Source organism: Streptomyces enissocaesilis (genome assembly GCF_039533765.1).
Classification (GTDB): Bacteria; Actinomycetota; Actinomycetes; order Streptomycetales; family Streptomycetaceae; genus Streptomyces; species Streptomyces enissocaesilis.
This window is the reverse complement of sequence record NZ_BAAAUD010000001.1, coordinates 37,889-54,910: the sequence shown is the minus strand read 5'-3', so window position 1 is coordinate 54,910 and position 17,022 is coordinate 37,889. Positions and strand designations below refer to the sequence as shown.

General features: G+C 71.9%; 15 protein-coding genes. 1 reads left to right on the top strand and 14 read right to left on the bottom strand.

What is annotated here, in order from left to right; translation table 11 throughout:
- The 3 genes from ABD374_RS00265 to ABD374_RS00255 form a co-directional block, all read right to left on the bottom strand.
- Positions 1–1,470: an exopolysaccharide biosynthesis polyprenyl glycosylphosphotransferase gene (locus ABD374_RS00265; RefSeq protein ID WP_344488683.1), complete on the bottom strand. Its 1,470-nt coding sequence runs from the start codon at positions 1,468–1,470 to the stop codon at positions 1–3.
- Entirely contained in the window at positions 1,467–2,654 is a 1,188-nt protein-coding gene (locus ABD374_RS00260; RefSeq protein ID WP_344488680.1) for a glycosyltransferase, read from the bottom strand. Before ABD374_RS00260 ends, ABD374_RS00265 begins: the two co-directional genes overlap by 4 nt.
- Before the next feature lie 241 nt (positions 2,655–2,895).
- A complete protein-coding gene (locus ABD374_RS00255; RefSeq protein WP_344488677.1) occupies positions 2,896–3,231 on the bottom strand; it encodes an STAS domain-containing protein in 336 nt (111 codons plus the stop codon).
- A gap of 75 nt (positions 3,232–3,306) precedes the next feature.
- Between ABD374_RS00255 and ABD374_RS00250 the strand changes: the two genes are divergently transcribed.
- Entirely contained in the window at positions 3,307–3,582 is a 276-nt protein-coding gene (locus tag ABD374_RS00250; RefSeq protein WP_344488674.1) for an SGNH/GDSL hydrolase family protein, read from the top strand.
- Between the two features lie 65 nt (positions 3,583–3,647).
- Here ABD374_RS00250 and ABD374_RS00245 read toward each other — a convergent pair whose 3' ends face one another.
- From ABD374_RS00245 to ABD374_RS00195, 11 genes are all read right to left on the bottom strand, one after another.
- Complete coding sequence (locus ABD374_RS00245; RefSeq protein ID WP_344488671.1) at positions 3,648–4,925, bottom strand: thymidine phosphorylase; 1,278 nt, start codon at positions 4,923–4,925, stop codon at positions 3,648–3,650.
- Between the two features lie 5 nt (positions 4,926–4,930).
- Positions 4,931–5,356 (bottom strand): cytidine deaminase, encoded by a 426-nt coding sequence (locus tag ABD374_RS00240; protein WP_344488668.1) that lies wholly within the window; start codon positions 5,354–5,356, stop codon positions 4,931–4,933.
- A complete protein-coding gene (locus tag ABD374_RS00235; protein WP_344488665.1) occupies positions 5,353–6,615 on the bottom strand; it encodes an ABC transporter permease in 1,263 nt (420 codons plus the stop codon). The genes ABD374_RS00240 and ABD374_RS00235 overlap by 4 nt, the downstream gene beginning before the upstream one ends.
- Positions 6,615–7,727, bottom strand: coding sequence for an ABC transporter permease (locus ABD374_RS00230; protein WP_344488662.1), 1,113 nt, complete (start codon positions 7,725–7,727; stop codon positions 6,615–6,617). Before ABD374_RS00230 ends, ABD374_RS00235 begins: the two co-directional genes overlap by 1 nt.
- Positions 7,727–9,253: an ABC transporter ATP-binding protein gene (locus ABD374_RS00225; protein WP_344488752.1), complete on the bottom strand. Its 1,527-nt coding sequence runs from the start codon at positions 9,251–9,253 to the stop codon at positions 7,727–7,729. The genes ABD374_RS00230 and ABD374_RS00225 overlap by 1 nt, the downstream gene beginning before the upstream one ends.
- 266 nt (positions 9,254–9,519) lie before the next feature.
- Positions 9,520–10,563, bottom strand: a complete 1,044-nt coding sequence (locus tag ABD374_RS00220; RefSeq protein ID WP_344488659.1) for a BMP family lipoprotein — start codon at positions 10,561–10,563, stop codon at positions 9,520–9,522.
- Between the two features lie 137 nt (positions 10,564–10,700).
- Positions 10,701–11,957, bottom strand: a complete 1,257-nt coding sequence (locus ABD374_RS00215) for an amidohydrolase (RefSeq protein ID WP_344488656.1) — start codon at positions 11,955–11,957, stop codon at positions 10,701–10,703.
- A 255-nt stretch (positions 11,958–12,212) separates the two neighbouring features.
- Positions 12,213–13,349 carry a hypothetical protein gene (locus tag ABD374_RS00210; RefSeq protein WP_344488653.1) on the bottom strand — a complete coding sequence of 379 codons (1,137 nt, stop codon included), beginning with the start codon at positions 13,347–13,349 and terminating at the stop codon, positions 12,213–12,215.
- A gap of 21 nt (positions 13,350–13,370) precedes the next feature.
- Positions 13,371–14,297, bottom strand: coding sequence for an N-acetylneuraminate synthase family protein (locus tag ABD374_RS00205; protein WP_344488650.1), 927 nt, complete (start codon positions 14,295–14,297; stop codon positions 13,371–13,373).
- Positions 14,298–14,326: 29 nt separating this feature from the next.
- On the bottom strand, positions 14,327–15,580 hold the full coding sequence (locus ABD374_RS00200) for a cytidylyltransferase domain-containing protein (protein WP_344488647.1): 1,254 nt from the start codon (positions 15,578–15,580) through the stop codon (positions 14,327–14,329).
- Complete coding sequence (locus ABD374_RS00195; protein ID WP_344488644.1) at positions 15,577–16,869, bottom strand: DUF6716 putative glycosyltransferase; 1,293 nt, start codon at positions 16,867–16,869, stop codon at positions 15,577–15,579. Before ABD374_RS00195 ends, ABD374_RS00200 begins: the two co-directional genes overlap by 4 nt.
- Between the last annotated feature and the right edge of the window lie 153 nt (positions 16,870–17,022).

The window sequence follows — 17,022 nt, the reverse complement described above, 5'->3', positions numbered from 1 at the left end:
TCAGCTGCCTCCGAGCCGGAACAGGGAAGTGGCGGTGCGCGTGAGGATGCACACGTCCTGCCAGAGCGACCAGGTCTCGATGTAGTGGTTGTCGAAGCGGGCGCGGTCCTCGATCGAGGTGTCGCCGCGCAGTCCGTTGACCTGGGCCAGCCCGGTGATGCCGACGGGCATCCGGTGACGGGCCTGGTAGCCGGGGTAGGTGTGGCTGAACTTGGTGACGAAGTACGGGCGTTCGGGGCGCGGGCCGACCAGGCTCATGTCGCCGCGCAGCACGTTCCAGAGCTGGGGGAGCTCGTCCAGGGACGTGCGGCGGAGGAGGTTGCCCGTGACGCTCATGCGGTGGTCCATGGCCACGCTCCAGCGGGTGGCGGACTCGTGCTCGTCGGCCGGGCGGAGCGTACGGAACTTGAGGAGCGTGAAGGGGCGGCCGTCACGGCCGATGCGCTCCTGGCGGAAGATGACGCCCGGGCCGTCGGAGAGGCGTACGGCGAGGGCGCACACGGCCATGACCGGTGCCGCCGCGACAAGGGCGACGGCGGCCACGAGGGCGTCCATGACGCGCTTGCCCGCGCGTGCCACGGGCCGGCCCGGTCCGGTGCGGAGCGGTCGTACGGCGAACCCCCAGAGGTGGTCGGGGTCCGGTGTGCGGTCGGGTGCCGTTGTTCCGGTCGTCGGGCCGTCGACGAGCCAGAGCCGGCAGTCGTGCTCGGCGAAGATCTCGACGAGCGCGGCCGCGTCGGGGGCCGACCGGGGCGGGTCGGTGAAGACGGCGTGGCGCACGGAGTTCTGGATGACCGCCCGGCTGACGTCCTCCAGGGTGGCGAGGACGGGGAGCGTGTCCGCGGGGGTGGCGTCCGCGGGCTGGTCCGCCGGGTCGAAGCGGCCGACCGGGCGCAGTCCGTACTCGGCCCGGGCCTGCAGGGCCGCCGTGACCTGCTGGGCGAGCGGGGTCCGGCCCACGATCAGCGCGGACTGCGGGCGGCGGACCGCCGCGCGGCGGCGGATCCGGTAGACCGTGGACCGGCCGGCGCAGCCGAGCAGGGCCTGGGCGGCGGCGGCGCAGGTCAGGTCCGTCCAGCCGACGCCGTACCGGGAGTCGTACGCGGTGAGGGCTTCCGCGGTGGCGTACCACTGCACCAGGGCGAGGAGGAGGAGCGGGGGAAACTCGTCGAGAGCCGAGGGGGACAGACGGGGGCGGTAGAGGCCGCGCCAGGTGTGCAGCGCCGGCATGAGCACCGCGAGCGGGACGCACGCGAGCACCGGCCAGGGCATCAGCGCCAGGGTGAGGCCCGTGGCGAGCACGTCGGCGGCGAGCACCGCCACGAGGGGGCCCCGCAGGCGCAGGCTCCGTGGTGCCAGGGGGGCGGGCCGGTGCCGTGCCGCCCTCCTCGGCGGATGGACCGAAGGAGCCGTCAGCTGCACGGCTGTGGCCTGGGCGGTGTCGGGCGCGAATGCACTCTCCGTCGTCATCGCTCGGTGCGCTTCCTCATCATGATCGCGGGTCGGGGCAGGCTGACAAGTTCCCTGTAGAGGCCGAAAACGGCTGCGGCGGTCTTGCGTACGTCACGGGTCGACCGGGTGTGGGTCTGGGCCGCGCGGCCCAGGGCCTCCCGGAGCCCGGGGTCGGCCAGCAGGTTCGTCAGTGCCGCGGCGAGGGCCCGCGGGTCCCGCGGCGGTACGAGGCAGTGGGCTTCGTGGCCGGGCGGCAGGCTCTCCCTGGCCCCGCTGACGTCGGACAGCACGACGGGCCGGCCGCAGGCCATGGCTTCGAGCGGGGCGAGGGCCATGCCCTCCCAGCGCGAGGGCAGGACGACGACGTCCGCCGCGTGCAGCCACGGCCTGGGGTCGCGGCTGGCCCCGGCGAACAGCACGCCCGGCGGGGCCTGGGCCGTCAGGCGTTCGCGGTCGGGCCCGTCGCCGACCAGGACCAACCGGGCGCCGGGCACCGCAGAGGCCACCTGCCGCCAGGCCCGCAGCAGGATGTCCTGGCCCTTCTGGTGGCACAGGCGGCCGAGGCAGACGACGAGGGGGGCGGTGGCGGGGAGGCCGGAGAGGAGCGGGAGGGCGGCGCGGGCCGGGGCGCGGCTCGCGCCCTCGTCGGGGCGGAAGTGGCGGAGGTCGACGCCGTTGCGGATCACCGACCAGCGGGCGGCGATGCCGGCCTCCTCCCCCGCCCGGCGCTCGGTCTCGCTGACGCACAGGGTCCGGGTGCTCCAGCGGGCCGCGTACCGCTCCCAGCCGAGGGCGAGCGCGGCTTCACGGCCCTGCACGGCGTCGAAGGACCAGGCGTGGGGCTGGAAGACCGTCGGCACCCGGCCGCGCACCGCCAGCCTGCCCGCGAGCCCGGCCTTGGCGCTGTGGGCGTGCACGACGTGGGGGCGGCACGCGCGGATCAGCCGGGCGGCGGTCATGACCTCCTTGGCGAGCCGGGGCCCGGGGGCGCGTTCGGCGGGCCAGGTGTGCACGCGCGCTCCGGCCTCGGCGGCCTCCGACGCCAGCGCGCCGTCCGGCGGGCAGGCGACGACGGTCCGCAGACCCGCGCCCGTCTGCGCCCTGACGAGGTCGGTGACAACGCGTGCGACTCCCCCTTCCACCGGCTGGACGAGGTGAAAAACTGTCAGTTGGCTCTGCTCAGTCCAACTTCTTTGCAGCACGTGCGGCTCTCTTCATACCTGGACCGTAGAACTGACCGAGAAAGCAACCGTGGATTTCGGCTTTGAACTTTGTCAGAAAGCCGGTGGGAAAATCACGCTTGAACTCGCCTGTTCGGCCATTTGGAGCCGCGCACCGATATGGCTGTGCCCCCGATGCGACATGCCGGATCGGGTTTCGCCCACTTTCGTGAAAACAACCCATCGGGTGATCGCGCCGAAAGGAATACTGCCCGGTAAACGCCTACGGCCCCGCGGGGCCGGCCCGGACGAGATCGCCGAGCCCGGTGAGACGCAGCAGCGCCAGCAGGTCCGGCCGGGGGCCGCGCAGCCGCAGACGGCAGCCGGCCCGGCGGGCGGTGAGCCGCAGACGGGCCAGGGCGTCGACGGCGGTGAGGTCCGGGCCGGCCAGTCCGGTGACGTCGCAGATCACCTCGGTGGCCCCGGAGGCGTGCAGCAGGTCGTCCAGCTCGCCGCACAGGCGGGGCACGTCACCGGGGGTCACCCGGCCGGCGACGACGAGGACGGCCGGCATCATGGCATTCACACCAGGCAGACCCGGGGCGCGGACGTAACTCATCGGTGGCCGCCTTCCGGTGGCCCGCCCCGCCCCGGATCCGGGGCCCGCACCCACTGGTTCCGGACCGGATCGACGGTGGGACGGTCCTCGCCGCTCAAGGACGCGCTGTTCCCGGTGTGGGGCGAGGAGGACGAGAAGGTACGGGACGCGGTCAACCACTGGATCCGTACGAGCGGGGCGTACGACACGGTGCTCGATACGGACCGGGCGATGTCCGGCCCGGCCGACCGTGACATGCCGCGCCCCGGATACGTCTTCGAGGACGGTCTGCATCCGAACGGCGCGGGGTGCCGCGCCATCGCCGCGGCGCCCGCTCCCGACGCGGCGACGCGGCCACGCGGCCACGCGTGAGCGGACGAAAGGAGCGGGGCCGGTGGAATCCACCGGCCCCGCTCGGTCGTGCCCGTCCTCGCCCGTCAGGCGATGCGGCCCAGCACGATCGGGTTCGGGGTGAACTCCGTACCCTCGGGGGCGGTCAGGACCCCGCCGTTCAGGGCTTCGAGGGCGTACTCGAACTTCTCCGGGGTGTCCGTGTGCAGGGTCATCAGGCGCTGGCCCGCGGTGATCCTGTCGCCCGGCTTGGCGTGGAGCTCGATGCCCGCGCCGGCCTGGACCCGGTCCTCCTTGCGCGCGCGGCCGGCGCCCAGGCGCCAGGCGGCGACACCGACGGCGTACGCGTCGAGGGTGGTGAGGACGCCGCTCTCGGAGGCGTGGACGACGTGCTGCTCGCGGGCGACCGGGAGGGCCGCGTCCGGGTCGCCGCCCTGGGCCGCGACCATACGGCGCCAGACGTCCATCGCGGAGCCGTCGGCGAGCGCCTTGACCGGGTCGGCGTCCTTGAGTCCGGCCGCGTCGAGCATCTCGCGGGCGAGCGCGAGGGTGAGGTCGACGACGTCCTGCGGGCCGCCGCCCGCCAGCACCTCGACCGATTCGCGGACTTCGAGGGCGTTGCCCGCCGTGAGGCCGAGCGGGGTCGACATGTCGGTGAGGAGGGCCACCGTGCGTACGCCGTGGTCGGTGCCCAGGCCCACCATGGTGGCGGCGAGCTCGCGGGCGTCCTCGATGTTCTTCATGAAGGCGCCGGAGCCGACCTTCACGTCCAGGACGAGTGAGCCCGTACCCTCGGCGATCTTCTTCGACATGATGGAGGAGGCGATCAGCGGGATGGCCTCGACCGTGCCGGTGACGTCGCGCAGCGCGTACAGCTTCTTGTCCGCCGGGGCCAGGCCGTCGCCCGCCGCGCAGATGACCGCGCCGGTGGATTCCAGCACGCCGAACATCTCCTCGTTGGAGAGCAGCGCGCGCCAGCCGGGGATCGACTCCAGCTTGTCGAGCGTGCCGCCGGTGTGGCCGAGGCCCCGGCCCGAGAGCTGGGGCACGGCCGCGCCGCAGGCGGCGACGATGGGGGCCAACGGCAGTGTGATCTTGTCGCCGACACCGCCGGTGGAGTGCTTGTCGGCGGTGGGGCGGGAGAGCTGGGCGAAGTTCATGCGCTCACCCGAGTTGATCATCGCCGCGGTCCAGCGGGCGATCTCGACCCGGTTCATGCCGTTGAGCAGGATCGCCATCGCGAGGGCCGACATCTGCTCGTCGGCGACTTCGCCGCGCGTGTAGGCGTCGATGACCCAGTCGATCTGCTCGGGGCTCAGTTCGCCCTTGTCGCGCTTGGTCCGGATGACGGAAATGACGTCCATGGGGTTTATCGGGTTCCTTCCGTGGTGCCGGGCGCCAGGTGCTGGGGGCCGAAGGCGTCGGGGAGCATGTCGGCGAGGGTACGGATACCCGCCGACGTGTCGAGCAGCAGCGCGGGGCCGCCGAATTCGTACAGCAGCTGCCGGCAGCGGCCGCACGGCATCAGGATCTCGCCCCGGCCGTCGACGCAGGTGAAGTGCGTCAGGCGGCCGCCGCCGGTGGCGTTGAGCTGCGAGACGAGGCCGCACTCGGCGCACAGGGAGAGGCCGTAGGAGGCGTTCTCCACGTTGCAGCCGGTGACGGTGCGGCCGTCGTCGACGAGGGCCGCGGCGCCGACCGGGAAGCCCGAGTAGGGGGCGTACGCGCGCGACATGGCCTCGCGCGCCGCCTCCCGCAGGGCCTCCCAGTCGACGGCAGCCGCTCCTCGCGTCACTTGCCCTGGCCCTTGCGGTACGGCATGCCGTTGGCCTTGGGCATGCGGAGCCGCTGTGCGGAGAGCGCCAGGACGAGCAGGGTGGTGATGTACGGCGCGGCGTCCACGAACTGGCTCGGGACCTCGTCGGTGAACGCGTACCAGGTGAAGAGGGCCACGGCGGCGACGCCGGAGACCGCGGCGGGCACGTACTTCTTCTTGTACAGCTGCCAGAACAGGACGATCAGCAGCAGGATCGCCAGCAGGAGCAGCATCGCGTGGACGTTCTCGGCGCCGCCGCGCAGCTTGAGGCTGTCGGTGAAGCCGAAGAGGCCGGCGCCCAGCGCCATTCCGCCCGGCATCCAGTTGCCGAAGATCATCGCGGCGAGACCGATGTAGCCGCGGCCGCCGGTCTGGCCCTCCTGGTAGATGCCGGTGGCGACGATGGCGAGGAAGGCGCCCGCGAGGCCGGCGAGTCCGCCGGAGACGACGACGGCGATGTACTTGTACTTGTAGACGTTGACGCCCAGGGACTCGGCGGCCACCGGGTTCTCGCCGCAGGAGCGCAGGCGCAGGCCGAAGGACGTGTGCCAGAGGATCCAGACGGTGGCCGGGATCAGCAGCAGCGCGACGACGGTCAGCAGGGAGAGGTTGGTGAGCAGGCCGCCGAGGACACCCGCGACGTCCGAGACGAAGAACCAGTGTTTGCCCTGGATGTCCCGCAGCCAGTCGGAGAGCCCCGGAATGGTGATCTTCGTGATCTCGTCGATGCGCGGGGACTGCTTGGAGGAACCGCCCGCGGCCTTGTCGAAGGTGAAGTTGGAGAGGTAGCGGGTGGCGCCCACAGCCAGGATGTTGATGGCCACACCGGAGACGATGTGGTTCACGCCGAAGGTGACGGTGATGACCGCGTGCAGCAGACCGCCGAGCGCGCCGCCGAGGATGCCGAGGGCGACGCCCGACCACGGGCCCCACTGGTAGCCGGCGTACGCGCCGAACCAGGTGCCCAGGATCATCATGCCTTCGAGGCCGATGTTGACGACGCCCGCGCGCTCGGCCCACAGGCCGCCGAGACCGGCGAGGCCGATCGGGACGGCGAGCTGGAGCGCGCCGGAGACCTGGCCGACGGAGGTCAGGTCGTCGGCGCCGCTGATGAGGCGCACCAGCGAGACCAGGACGAGCCCGCCCGCGATGATCAGCAGGATGACGGGGACGGACAGTTTGCGGCGGGCGCTCTTCTTCGGCGCCGCGCTCACGGCGGAGACAGTGCTGGTACTCATTACGCCGCCACCTCCTCACGGTTCTTGCGGGCGGCTGCGGCGAGCTCCTCGCCCACCTTCTGCTGCTGGCGGCGGAGCCCGTAGCGGCGGACGAGTTCGTAACTGACGACGACCGCGATCACGATCAGGCCCTGCATGATCGTGGCGATTTCCTTTTCGTAGCCGTACTGGTCGAGTACGGCGGACGCCTTGTCGAGGAAGGCGATCAGCAGCGCGCTGAACAGGATGCCGACCGGGTTGTTGCGGCCGAGCAGGGCGATGGTGATGCCCGTGAAGCCGATGCCGGTCGGGAAGCTGAGGCTGTAGGTGTGGGTGTCGCCCAGCAGCGTCGGCATTCCGGCCAGGCCGGCGACCCCGCCCGAGATCAGCATCGCGGTCAGGATCATCTTCTTGGCGTCGACGCCGGAGGCCGCGGCGGCGGTCTGGCTGGCGCCGGTGGCGCGCAGGTCGAAGCCGAAGCGGGTCCGGTTGAGGACGAACCAGTAGACGATGCCGAGCGCGAAGGCGACGAACGTGAAGCCGTAGATCTCGCCGCCGTCGCCCATGCTCACGCTCGGGAACCAGCCGGACTCCGGGATCTCGCCCGTGGTGAGGTCGTTGGAGCCCTCCGGCTGGAAGCCGAAGTTGTCGGGGAGGATCAGCCAGGCGATGAGGCTGGTGGCGATCGCGTTGAGCATGATCGTGGAGACGACCTCGCTCACGCCCCGGATGGTCCGCAGGATGCCCGCGATGCCGGCCCAGAAGGCGCCGGTCAGCATCGCGACGATCACGATGAGGGCGATGTGCAGCGGGCCGGGCAGCTCGACGCCGGCGCCGACCAGGGCCGCCGTCATCGCGGCGAGCCGGTACTGGCCGTCCACGCCGATGTTGAACAGGTTCATCCGGAACCCGACGGCCACGGCGAGCGCCGCCAGGTAGTACGTGCCGGCCTGGTTGAGGATCAGCACCTGGATGTCGGCGTACGCGGCGTTCTCGATCATCAGCGTGTACGGCTCGATCGGGTCGCGGCCCGAGGCGAGCAGCACCACCGAGGTGAGCGCGATGGCGACGACCAGCGCGAGCACTGGGCCGGCGAGGCCCAGGATCAGCCGGTCCTTGTCGAATTTCTTCATCAGGTCTCGTCCTTCGGGGCGTGCTCCAGATGACCGCTGGCGGCACCGGTCATGGCCGAGCCCAGCTCCTCCGGGGTGATGGTGGCCGGGTCGGCGTCCGCGACCAGGCGGCCGCGGTACATGACCCGCAGGGTGTCGGAGAGCCCGATCAGCTCGTCCAGGTCGGCGGAGATCAGCAGTACGGCCAGTCCCTCGCGGCGCGCCTCGCGGATCTGGTCCCAGATCTGCGCCTGCGCGCCGACGTCCACGCCGCGCGTGGGGTGCGCGGCGATGAGCAGCTTGGGGGCGTGGCTCATCTCGCGGCCGACGATCAGCTTCTGCTGGTTGCCGCCGGACAGCGAGGCCGCGGTGACCTCGATGCCGGGCGTACGGACGTCGTACTCGCGCACGATCCGCTCGGTGTCGGCGCGGGCCGCCTTCAGGTCGAGCAGTCCGCGCTTGGAGTTGGGCTCCTCGGTGACGTGGCCGAGGATGCGGTTCTCCCACAGCGGTGCTTCGAGGAGCAGGCCGTGCCGGTGGCGGTCCTCGGGGATGTAGCCGATGCCGCCCTCACGGCGCTTGCGGGTGGGCGCGTGCGAGATGTCGGCGTCGTCGAGCGTGATGACGCCGCCGTCCGGGTCGCGCATGCCCATGATCGCCTCGACGAGCTCGGCCTGGCCGTTGCCCTCGACGCCCGCGATGCCGAGGACCTCGCCCTTGTGGATGGTGAGGGAGATCCCGGCGAGCACCTCGCGCACGGCGCCGTCGGGGTCGACGGCGTTGAGCCGGAGGCCGTCGACGCGGAGCATCGGTACGTCGGTGACCGTCGACTCGCGGGTCTCGGGCGAGGGGAGCTCGCTGCCGACCATCAGCTCGGCGAGCTGCTTGGGGGTGGTGTTCGCCGGGTCGGCGGTGCCCACGGTCGTGCCGCGCCGGATGACGGTGATGTCGTCGGCGACCGAGAGGACCTCGCCCAGCTTGTGCGAGATGAAGATGACCGTCAGGCCCTCGGACTTGAGCTCGCGGAGGTTGGCGAAGAGCGCGTCGACCTCCTGCGGCACGAGCACGGCGGTCGGCTCGTCGAGGATGAGGATGCGGGCGCCGCGGTAGAGGACCTTGAGGATCTCCACGCGCTGGCGGTCGGCCACACCGAGGTTCTCGACCAGGGCGTCGGGGCGCACGTTCAGTCCGTACGCGTCCGAGATCTCCTTGATCTTGTCGCGGGCCCTGTCGCCGATGCCGTACAGCTTCTCGCCGCCGAGGACGACGTTCTCCAGGACGGTGAGGTTGTCGGCGAGCATGAAGTGCTGGTGCACCATGCCGATGCCGCGTGCGATGGCGTCGGCGGGGCTGTGGAACGTGGCCTGCTCCCCGTCGATGGTGATGGTGCCCTCGTCCGGCTTCTGCATGCCGTAGAGGATCTTCATCAGGGTCGACTTTCCGGCACCGTTCTCACCGACGAGGGCGTGCACGGTGCCCTTGCGGACGGTGATGTCGATGTCGTGGTTGGCGACGACGCCGGGGAAGCGCTTGGTGATGCCGTGCAGTTCTACGGCGGGGGGCGGGCTGGACGCGTTGATGACGCACTCTCCTTGGCGGAAAGGAGCGGGGGGCGGGAGGCGGAAAGCAGGGATGCGGGAATGCGGGAATGCGGGGATGCGGAGCGCGGCGAAACTATCGTGCTACGAGAGCGTCTACGCGCGTAGCTCCGCCGAATGACAAAAAGAGCCGGGCGGTATGCGGCCCGGGGGGCCGGAGAGGCGACGGAAACCGCCTCCCCGGTCCCCCGGGCCTCACGTCGTGGCCGGTGGCCCTACGGCGCGGTCTTGACCTTGATCTTGCCGGCGACGATGTCGGCCTTCGCCTTGTCGACGGCGGCGATGAGGTCCGTCATCTTCCGGTAGGCCGGGTTGGAGTCGGACAGGCCGACCCCGTCCTCCGCGAGGCCGTAACGGACCTCACCGGACTGCGGCTTGCCGTCCTTGACCGACTTGATCAGGTTGTAGACCGAGTCGGAGACGTCCTTGGTCACCGAAGTGAGGATCTTGTCCTTGTACTTCGCCAGACCGGGCTGCTTGTACTGGTCCGAGTCGACGCCGATGGCCCACTTGCCCTTGTTGGCGGCGGCCTCGATCGCGCCGGAGCCCGCGAGACCGGCGGCGTGGTAGATCACGTCGGCGCCCTTGTCGAGCTGGCCCTGGGCGGCGGCCTTGCCGAGGTCGGGCTTGGCGAAGCCGTCGAAGTTCGGCGGCTGGGTCAGGTACTGCTCGAGCACCTCGACCTGGGGGTTGGTGTCCTTGACGCCCTGGGCGAAGCCCGCCTCGAACTTCTTGATCAGCGGGACCTCGACACCACCGATGAAGCCGACCTTGTTGGTCTTGGTGGCCTTGGCGGCGGCGACGCCGGCGAGGTACGAGCCCTGCTCCTCGTTGAAGACCAGGTTCGCGATGTTCTTGCCGGTCACCGAGGTGTCGTCGATGATGCCGAAGGTGGTCTTCGGGAACTTCGGCGCGACCTTCTTGATGGCCGGCGCGTAGGCGAAGCCGACGCCGATCACCGGGTTGTTGCCGGTGCGGGCCAGCTCGGTGAGGCGCTGGACCTTGTCGGCGTCCGACTCGCCCTCGGAGGGCTCCTGGTCGTTGCCCTTGATGTCGAGGTCCTTCTCGGCCTTTTCCAGGCCGGCGTACGCGGCGTCGTTGAAGGACTGGTCGCCGCGGCCGCCGATGTCGTACGCGATGGCGGCGCTGGCTTCCTTCGAGCCGGAACCGGAGTCCGACGTCTTGCCACACGCGGTGGCGGACAGTGCGAGGGCGGTGGACGCGATGGCCACCGTGGCAATCCTGGTTACGCGGCGCAAGGGAGGGCTCCTTCGACCTGACCGAAGCGCCTCTGCCGGCGCTGGTTTCGCGGCGATCGTAACGCGCGTAGATGCCGGATAAGCGACCGTACGACAGCTGTTATCGGATCGTCGTGAACGAAAGGCGCCGTGGCTGGTTACGAACGGTGTCCTTCGAGCAGCGCGGCGGCGGTGAAGAGCTCGACGCCGACCTCGATCGCGGCCTCGTCCACGTCGAAGTCACCGCGGTGCAGGTCGTGACGGGCGGTGTCGCCCGGGGTGCGCACGCCCAGGCGGGCCATCGCGCCCGGGACCCGCTCCAGGTACCAGGAGAAGTCCTCGCCGCCGAGGCTCTGCTCGGTGTCCTCGATCGCGTGCAGTCCGCGCCTGGCGGCCATCGCGTCGGTGAGCAGCTCGGTGACGGCGTGCTCGTTCACGACCGGCGGGACGCCGCGGACGTAGTTGATCTCCGACTTGGCGCCGTGCAGGGTCGCGATCTCGTCGATCGCGGCGTGGATCAGGTCCGGGGCCTCGTGCCAGGCGCCGAGGTCCAGGCAGCGGACGGTGCCGGCGAGCACGGCGCGCTGCGGGATGACGTTGCAGGCGTGGCCGGACTCGATGCGGCCCCAGGTCACCGCGAGTCCCGCGCGCGCGTCGACGCGGCGGGCGACCAGCGCCGGGACGTCGGTGGCGACCCGGGCGACGGCCGTGACCAGGTCGGTGGTGAGGTGCGGGCGGGCGGTGTGGCCGCCGGGGCCGTCCAGCGAGATCTCGATCCGGTCGCAGGCCGAGGTGATCGGGCCGGTGCGCAGGCCGATGCGGCCCGCGTCGACCTTGGGGTCGCAGTGCACCGCGATGATCCTGCCGACGTCGTCGAGACCGCCGGCCTCGATCACGCCGAGCGCGCCGCCGGGCATCATCTCCTCGGCGGGCTGGAAGATCAGCCGCACCGGCTGCGCCAGCAGGCCCTGGCGGGCCAGGTCGGCGAGGACCAGACCGGCGCCGAGCACCACCGTGGTGTGCACGTCGTGGCCGCAGGCGTGCGCGCGGTCGGGGACGGTGGAGCGGTACGGGACGTCCGTCTTGGTGTCCGGGATGGGCAGCGCGTCGATGTCGGCGCGCAGGGCCAGGATCGGGCGTACGCCGTCGCGGCCGGCGGCGCCGGCCGGCTCCGTGCCGATGTCGCAGATGAGCCCGGTCCCCGAGGGCAGCACGCGCGGCGCCAGACCTGCCTGCTCCAGGCGGGTCTTGATCGCGGCGGTGGTGCGGAACTCCTGATTGCCGAGCTCGGGGTGCATGTGCAGGTCGCGGCGGAAGGCGATCAGCTCAAGACGCAGGCTCTCGGGCAGCGCGCCGGGGAGCGGGACCATCCCGGGCAGTGCTGCTTCTTCGGACTCGCAGATCAGCTGGCTCATCCCTGAAAGGGTAGGCGCCTCAGGGGGGTGCGTGACCAGTGATCTACAAAACTTCAGTCGCATAGGGGAAAGAAAAGCGGTCGCGCGGTGCATGGGAGCCTACCGGGGTGGGTAAGCTGCGCCGCTCTCATTGCGCCGTCGAGCTGGTGTTTTACCCTCGTGTCGAGGCCGTCCCGCGACCCGCGACCCGCGCGCCGGACCCGCTCCTTCGTGTGCGAGGTCACATATGTGGCGAAGCAGACATCCGCCGGACATTCAGCCCAGGGCCGGGAGCCGCTGGACGTCGCGGGCCGTGGTGGTGACGCCCGACAGGAAGCCCTGGGCGCGGGGTGAGGCCGTGTCCCGCAGCCACTGCGGGTTCACGTCGCAGACCGCGACCCGTACGCCCGTGCCCGCCAGCGCGAGGGGGAGGGTGTGCACGACGGTCGAGGGGAAGCTGAGGATCGTACGGCCGATCGGGCCGCGCCGGGCGATGAGCTCCAGCGGCAGGTCGGGGCGGACGATCTCCAGGCCCGTCTCGACGGCGAGGCGGTGCAGCTTGTCGGTGCTCTCGCGGCGGTGGGCGAAGTAGCGGGTGGCGCCGTGGGTGCGGGCCAGGGTGGTGACCGCCTCGACGTACCGGTCGGGGTCGACGACGCCCGTCTCGACCAGCGAGGTGCCGACCAGGTCCGCCCCGCGCGAGACCCGGGGCGGCCCGAAGCGGGTCCGGGTCCAGCCGAAGTCGTTGGCGGTGACGGTGATCCCCGGGGCCCGCTCCACCGGCATCGAGGTGAAGACCTCGACGGTGCGGGTGGGCGACGGGGTGAGGCGGCGGCGCGCCGACGCCGAGACCGGCCCGAAGACGACGTCGCGCGCCGCCCGGCGGCCGCCGCGCCGGTGCCAGCGCTCCAGGCGCTCGGCGCCGGTGAGCTGGGCGATGAACTCCATGGTGGCCGTGCCGTCGTCGACGACGACCAGGTCCCGGGCGCGCGTGATCATCAGCAGCAGCTGTACGTACCGCGAGAACGGGTCGCCGATGACGACGCGGCGCGCCCGGCGCAGGGCGGACGCCAGGCCGCCGATGGTCTGGAACGGCGCCCCCGCCCCGCCACGGGCCTCCTCCCACCGCACCCGCATGCCTTCGTGGCGGGCGAGCTCCGCCATGCGCCGCAGCTGGCCGCGGGTCATGGGGTCGGTGGGCGACAGGACGACGACCGTGAGGTCGTGCCGCCGCGCCGGTGCCCGGGGATCCGCCTGCGTGTGGGCCCACTCCAGGACGTTCAGGAGCTGGACCGGGCTCTCGACGAAGGCGAGGGTCCCGGAGGCGTCGGAGGCTTCGGGGGCTTGGGAGGTCTCGGAGGCGCGGGACGCCTCGGAGACCTCGGTGGCGGGGGGGCCGGGGGTGCCGTTCACGGCGACTTCGACCTCGGTCCGTCAGACCGCGACGGACTCGCGGTCGGCGCCCTCGGCGACGACGCCCGCGACCCGGCGCAGCTTCTTCATCGGACCGAGCTCGGACTCGTACACCTTCTTGACGCCGTCGCCGAGGGAGGCCTCGATGGTGCGGATGTCGCGGACCAGGCGGGACAGGCCGCCGGGCTCGACGGAGGCGGCCTGGTCGGAGCCCCACATGGCGCGGTCGAGGGTGATGTGGCGCTCGACGAACGCGGCGCCGAGGGCGACGGCGGCCAGCGTCGTCTGGAGGCCGGTCTCGTGGCCGCTGTAGCCGATCGGGACGTTGGGGTACTCCGCCTGGAGCGTGTTGATCACGCGCAGGTTGAGCTCCTCGGCCTTGGCCGGGTACGTCGAGGTGGCGTGGCAGAGCAGGATGTTGTCGCTGCCCAGCACCTCCACGGCGTGGCGGATCTGGCGCGGCGTCGACATGCCGGTGGAGAGGATGACCGTGCGGCCGGTGGCGCGCAGCGCGCGCAGCAGCTCGTCGTCCGTGAGGGACGCGGAGGCGACCTTGTGGGCCGGTACGTCGAACTTCTCCAGGAAGGCGACGGCCTCGGTGTCCCACGGGGAGGCGAACCAGTCGATGCCGCGCTTCCTGCAGTGCTCGTCGATGGCGCGGTACTCGTCCTCGCCGAACTCGACGCGGTGGCGGTAGTCGATGTAGGTCATCCGGCCCCACGGGGTGTCGCGCTCGATGTCCCACTGGTCGCGCGGGGTGCAGATCTCCGGGGTCCGCTTCTGGAACTTGACCGCGTCGCAGCCGGCGTCGGCGGCGGCGTCGATGAGCGCGAAGGCGTTCTCGATGTCGCCGTTGTGGTTGATGCCGATCTCGCCGGTGACGTAGACGGGGTGGCCCGGACCCGCGGTCTTGGAGCCGAGGGTGCGGAGGCGGGAGCTGGTGCTCATGTGGATCTTTTCCTTACGGGGGGGGTGGGTTACGGGGTGAGGGCGGGGGTGTCGGTGTCGGTGGTGAGTGACGGGCCGAGGACCCAGGCGGCGATCTCGCGGATCGCGCCCTCGCCGCCCGGGATCGTCGTCACGGCGCGCGCCGCCGCGCGCACCGTGTCGTGGGCGTTGGCGACCGCCACCGGCCAGCCCACGAGGGCCAGGCAGGACAGGTCGTTGACGTCGTTGCCGGCGTAGAGCACCCGCTCGGGTGCCACGCCCTGCTCCTCGCACCACTGCTTGAGGGCGAGGTCCTTGCGGTCGATGCCGTGGAGCACGGGGATGCGCAGCTTGCGGGCCCGTGCGGCGACGACCGCGTTCTGTTCCGTGGACAGGATCAGCAGCTTGAGTCCCGCCCTGCGCAGGGCTGCGATGCCGAGCCCGTCGCCGCGGTGCACGGCGACGAGTTCGCGCCCTTCGGAGTCGATCAGCACCCGGTCGTCGGTCTGGGTGCCGTCGAAGTCGATGACGACGGCGTCGATGTCGTCGCGGGTGGGGAGGGCGCCCGGTGTCTCCCGCGGGTCGAGGAGCGGCGCGAGGGCGCGGGCGCGGGCCAGGTCGTGCGGGTCGTCGATCTCCAGGACGCGGGCCGGGTCCGTGACGACGAGTGCGGTGCGCCCGAAGAAGCGGTGCCCGGCCTTGCGGAATCCGGCCGCGTCCATGGCGTACGCCGCGCCCGTCTCCAGGAAGTCCCTCGGACGGTCCTGCCGGCGGGGGCGGAAGCTCTTGTCGTGGTTGACACCCTGCGCGGCGGACTCGGCGGACTCGCGCCAGACGAAGCCGTGGAAGGGGGCCACCGTGTGGGCCGTGTCCGCGCCGTCCCCGACGACCGCGGCACAGACGCCGTCGACGTCCTCGCTGGTCAGGAACGGGCTCGTGCACTGCACCAGCAGCACCACGTCCACCACCGCGCCGTGCAGCGCCTCGTGGGCGTCCAGGGCGTGCAGCACGGCCGCCTCGCTGGTCGCCGTGTCCCCCGCGATGCCGGCCGGACGCGGCACCACCTCGGCGCCCGCGCCGCGCGCCGCCGCCGCGATGGCGGGGTCGTCCGTGGAGACGACCACGTCCGTGACGTGAGCGGCGCCCCGGCACGCCCGGACGGCGCGCGCCACGAGCGGCACTCCGCCGACGGGGGCGAGGTTCTTCGCCGGTACGCCCTTGGATCCGCCGCGGGCGGGGATCACGGCGAGGACGCGGCGTCCGGGCCGTGCCGCGTCGGTCTGGGGCTCGGGCTGGCTGTTCACAGTTCTCCCATGCGGCGGATGACGGGCGCCACGCGCTGCACCCCGTGGCGATAGGCCCCGCGCGCCGCCTCGCGCACGGCGTCGCGCAGGACGCGGCGTACGCCGGTGACGTCGGCGGTGGTGTGCGTGCCGTCGAGGCGGTGGCGGGCGAGGATGCCGGGGAGGTAGCCCGGCGCGGTGGCGGAGGTGTAGTAGGGGGCGACCGGCGGGAGGCCGGGGCGCTCCAGGAGCGCGGCGACCCGTTCGCGTACGGCGTCGAAGGCCGTCTCGTACGAGCCGTCCGCGGCCACTCCCTGGCGCCCGAGCCACTCCTCGTCGGCCCGCGGCCGGTGGCCGGCGTCGAGCTGGTCCCAGGAGGCGAGGCAGCCGGAGCCGAGGAAGTGGTGGTTGCCGAGGACCTCGCGCACGCCCAGGTCGGTGAGGACGGCGGTCGGGATGCGGCGGTGCAGGGACTCCAGGGCGGCGGTCGAGCTGACCGTGACGAGGAGGTCGGCGCGGTCCAGGACCTCGCCCATGTGCCCGTACACGAGGCGGAAGTTGGGGGGTGTCCCGCCTTCGACGCGGGCCGCGAGCTTCTGGTAGGGCAGTTCCTCGATGTGCGTGGTGTGCTCGCCCGGCCTGCTGCGGAGCTTGAGGAGGACCTCGCGGCCGGGGTGCAGACGGGCGTGCTGGACGAGGCGGCGCAGCAGGTAGGCGCGGTCGGCGCGGGACTGCGGGACGGAGGGCTGGGCGGCGAAGACGACGGTGCGGGTGTCCGTACCGGTGTGGCGGTCGCCGCCCAGGAAGGGCAGCGCGGCCTCCGTGACGGCCGAGGCGTCGGCACCCACGCCCTCGTACACCGCGCGGAAACGCTCCGCGTCGTGGCGGGAGTTGGCGAGGACGATGTCGGCGCCGTGGCGCAGCAGCAGTCCGTCGGCGAGCTTCTCGTAGACGACGCCGACGTAACCGGTGCCGATGACGGGCCGGCGGCCGGTGCCCGGCCACAGCGGCGCCAGGCCGTGCAGCATCGCCTGCACGGCGCCGCCGACGAGGGCGAGCAGGACGACGTCGTACGCCTCGTGCTCGACCTCGGCGATGAATTCGGCGGCGGTCACCTCCCGCACGCCCCCGGCCTCCACGCCGACCTCGGCGAGCTGACGGGGGGTGGGGGTGGCCCGGCCGCGCAGCAGGAATCCGCTGACTCCGGCTTCCGGTGCGATGCGGCGGGCGGTGAGCGCCCCCCATTTCCATCGCGTGTCGGAATCGGCGATCACGGCGATCCGCAGGGCTTTGCTGGTACTTGCTGGCACATCGACGAAACTAGGGAGGCATTCCGATTGACGGCCCAACTCAGCCGCAACAAACGGTTAACAGCACATCGACGGTCGGCGTCGGCGCCCGGAAAACAGGCAGGTTAACCATTCCGCCATTCTTCGTTCACCCGCCATCCCCGTGGGGGTCGC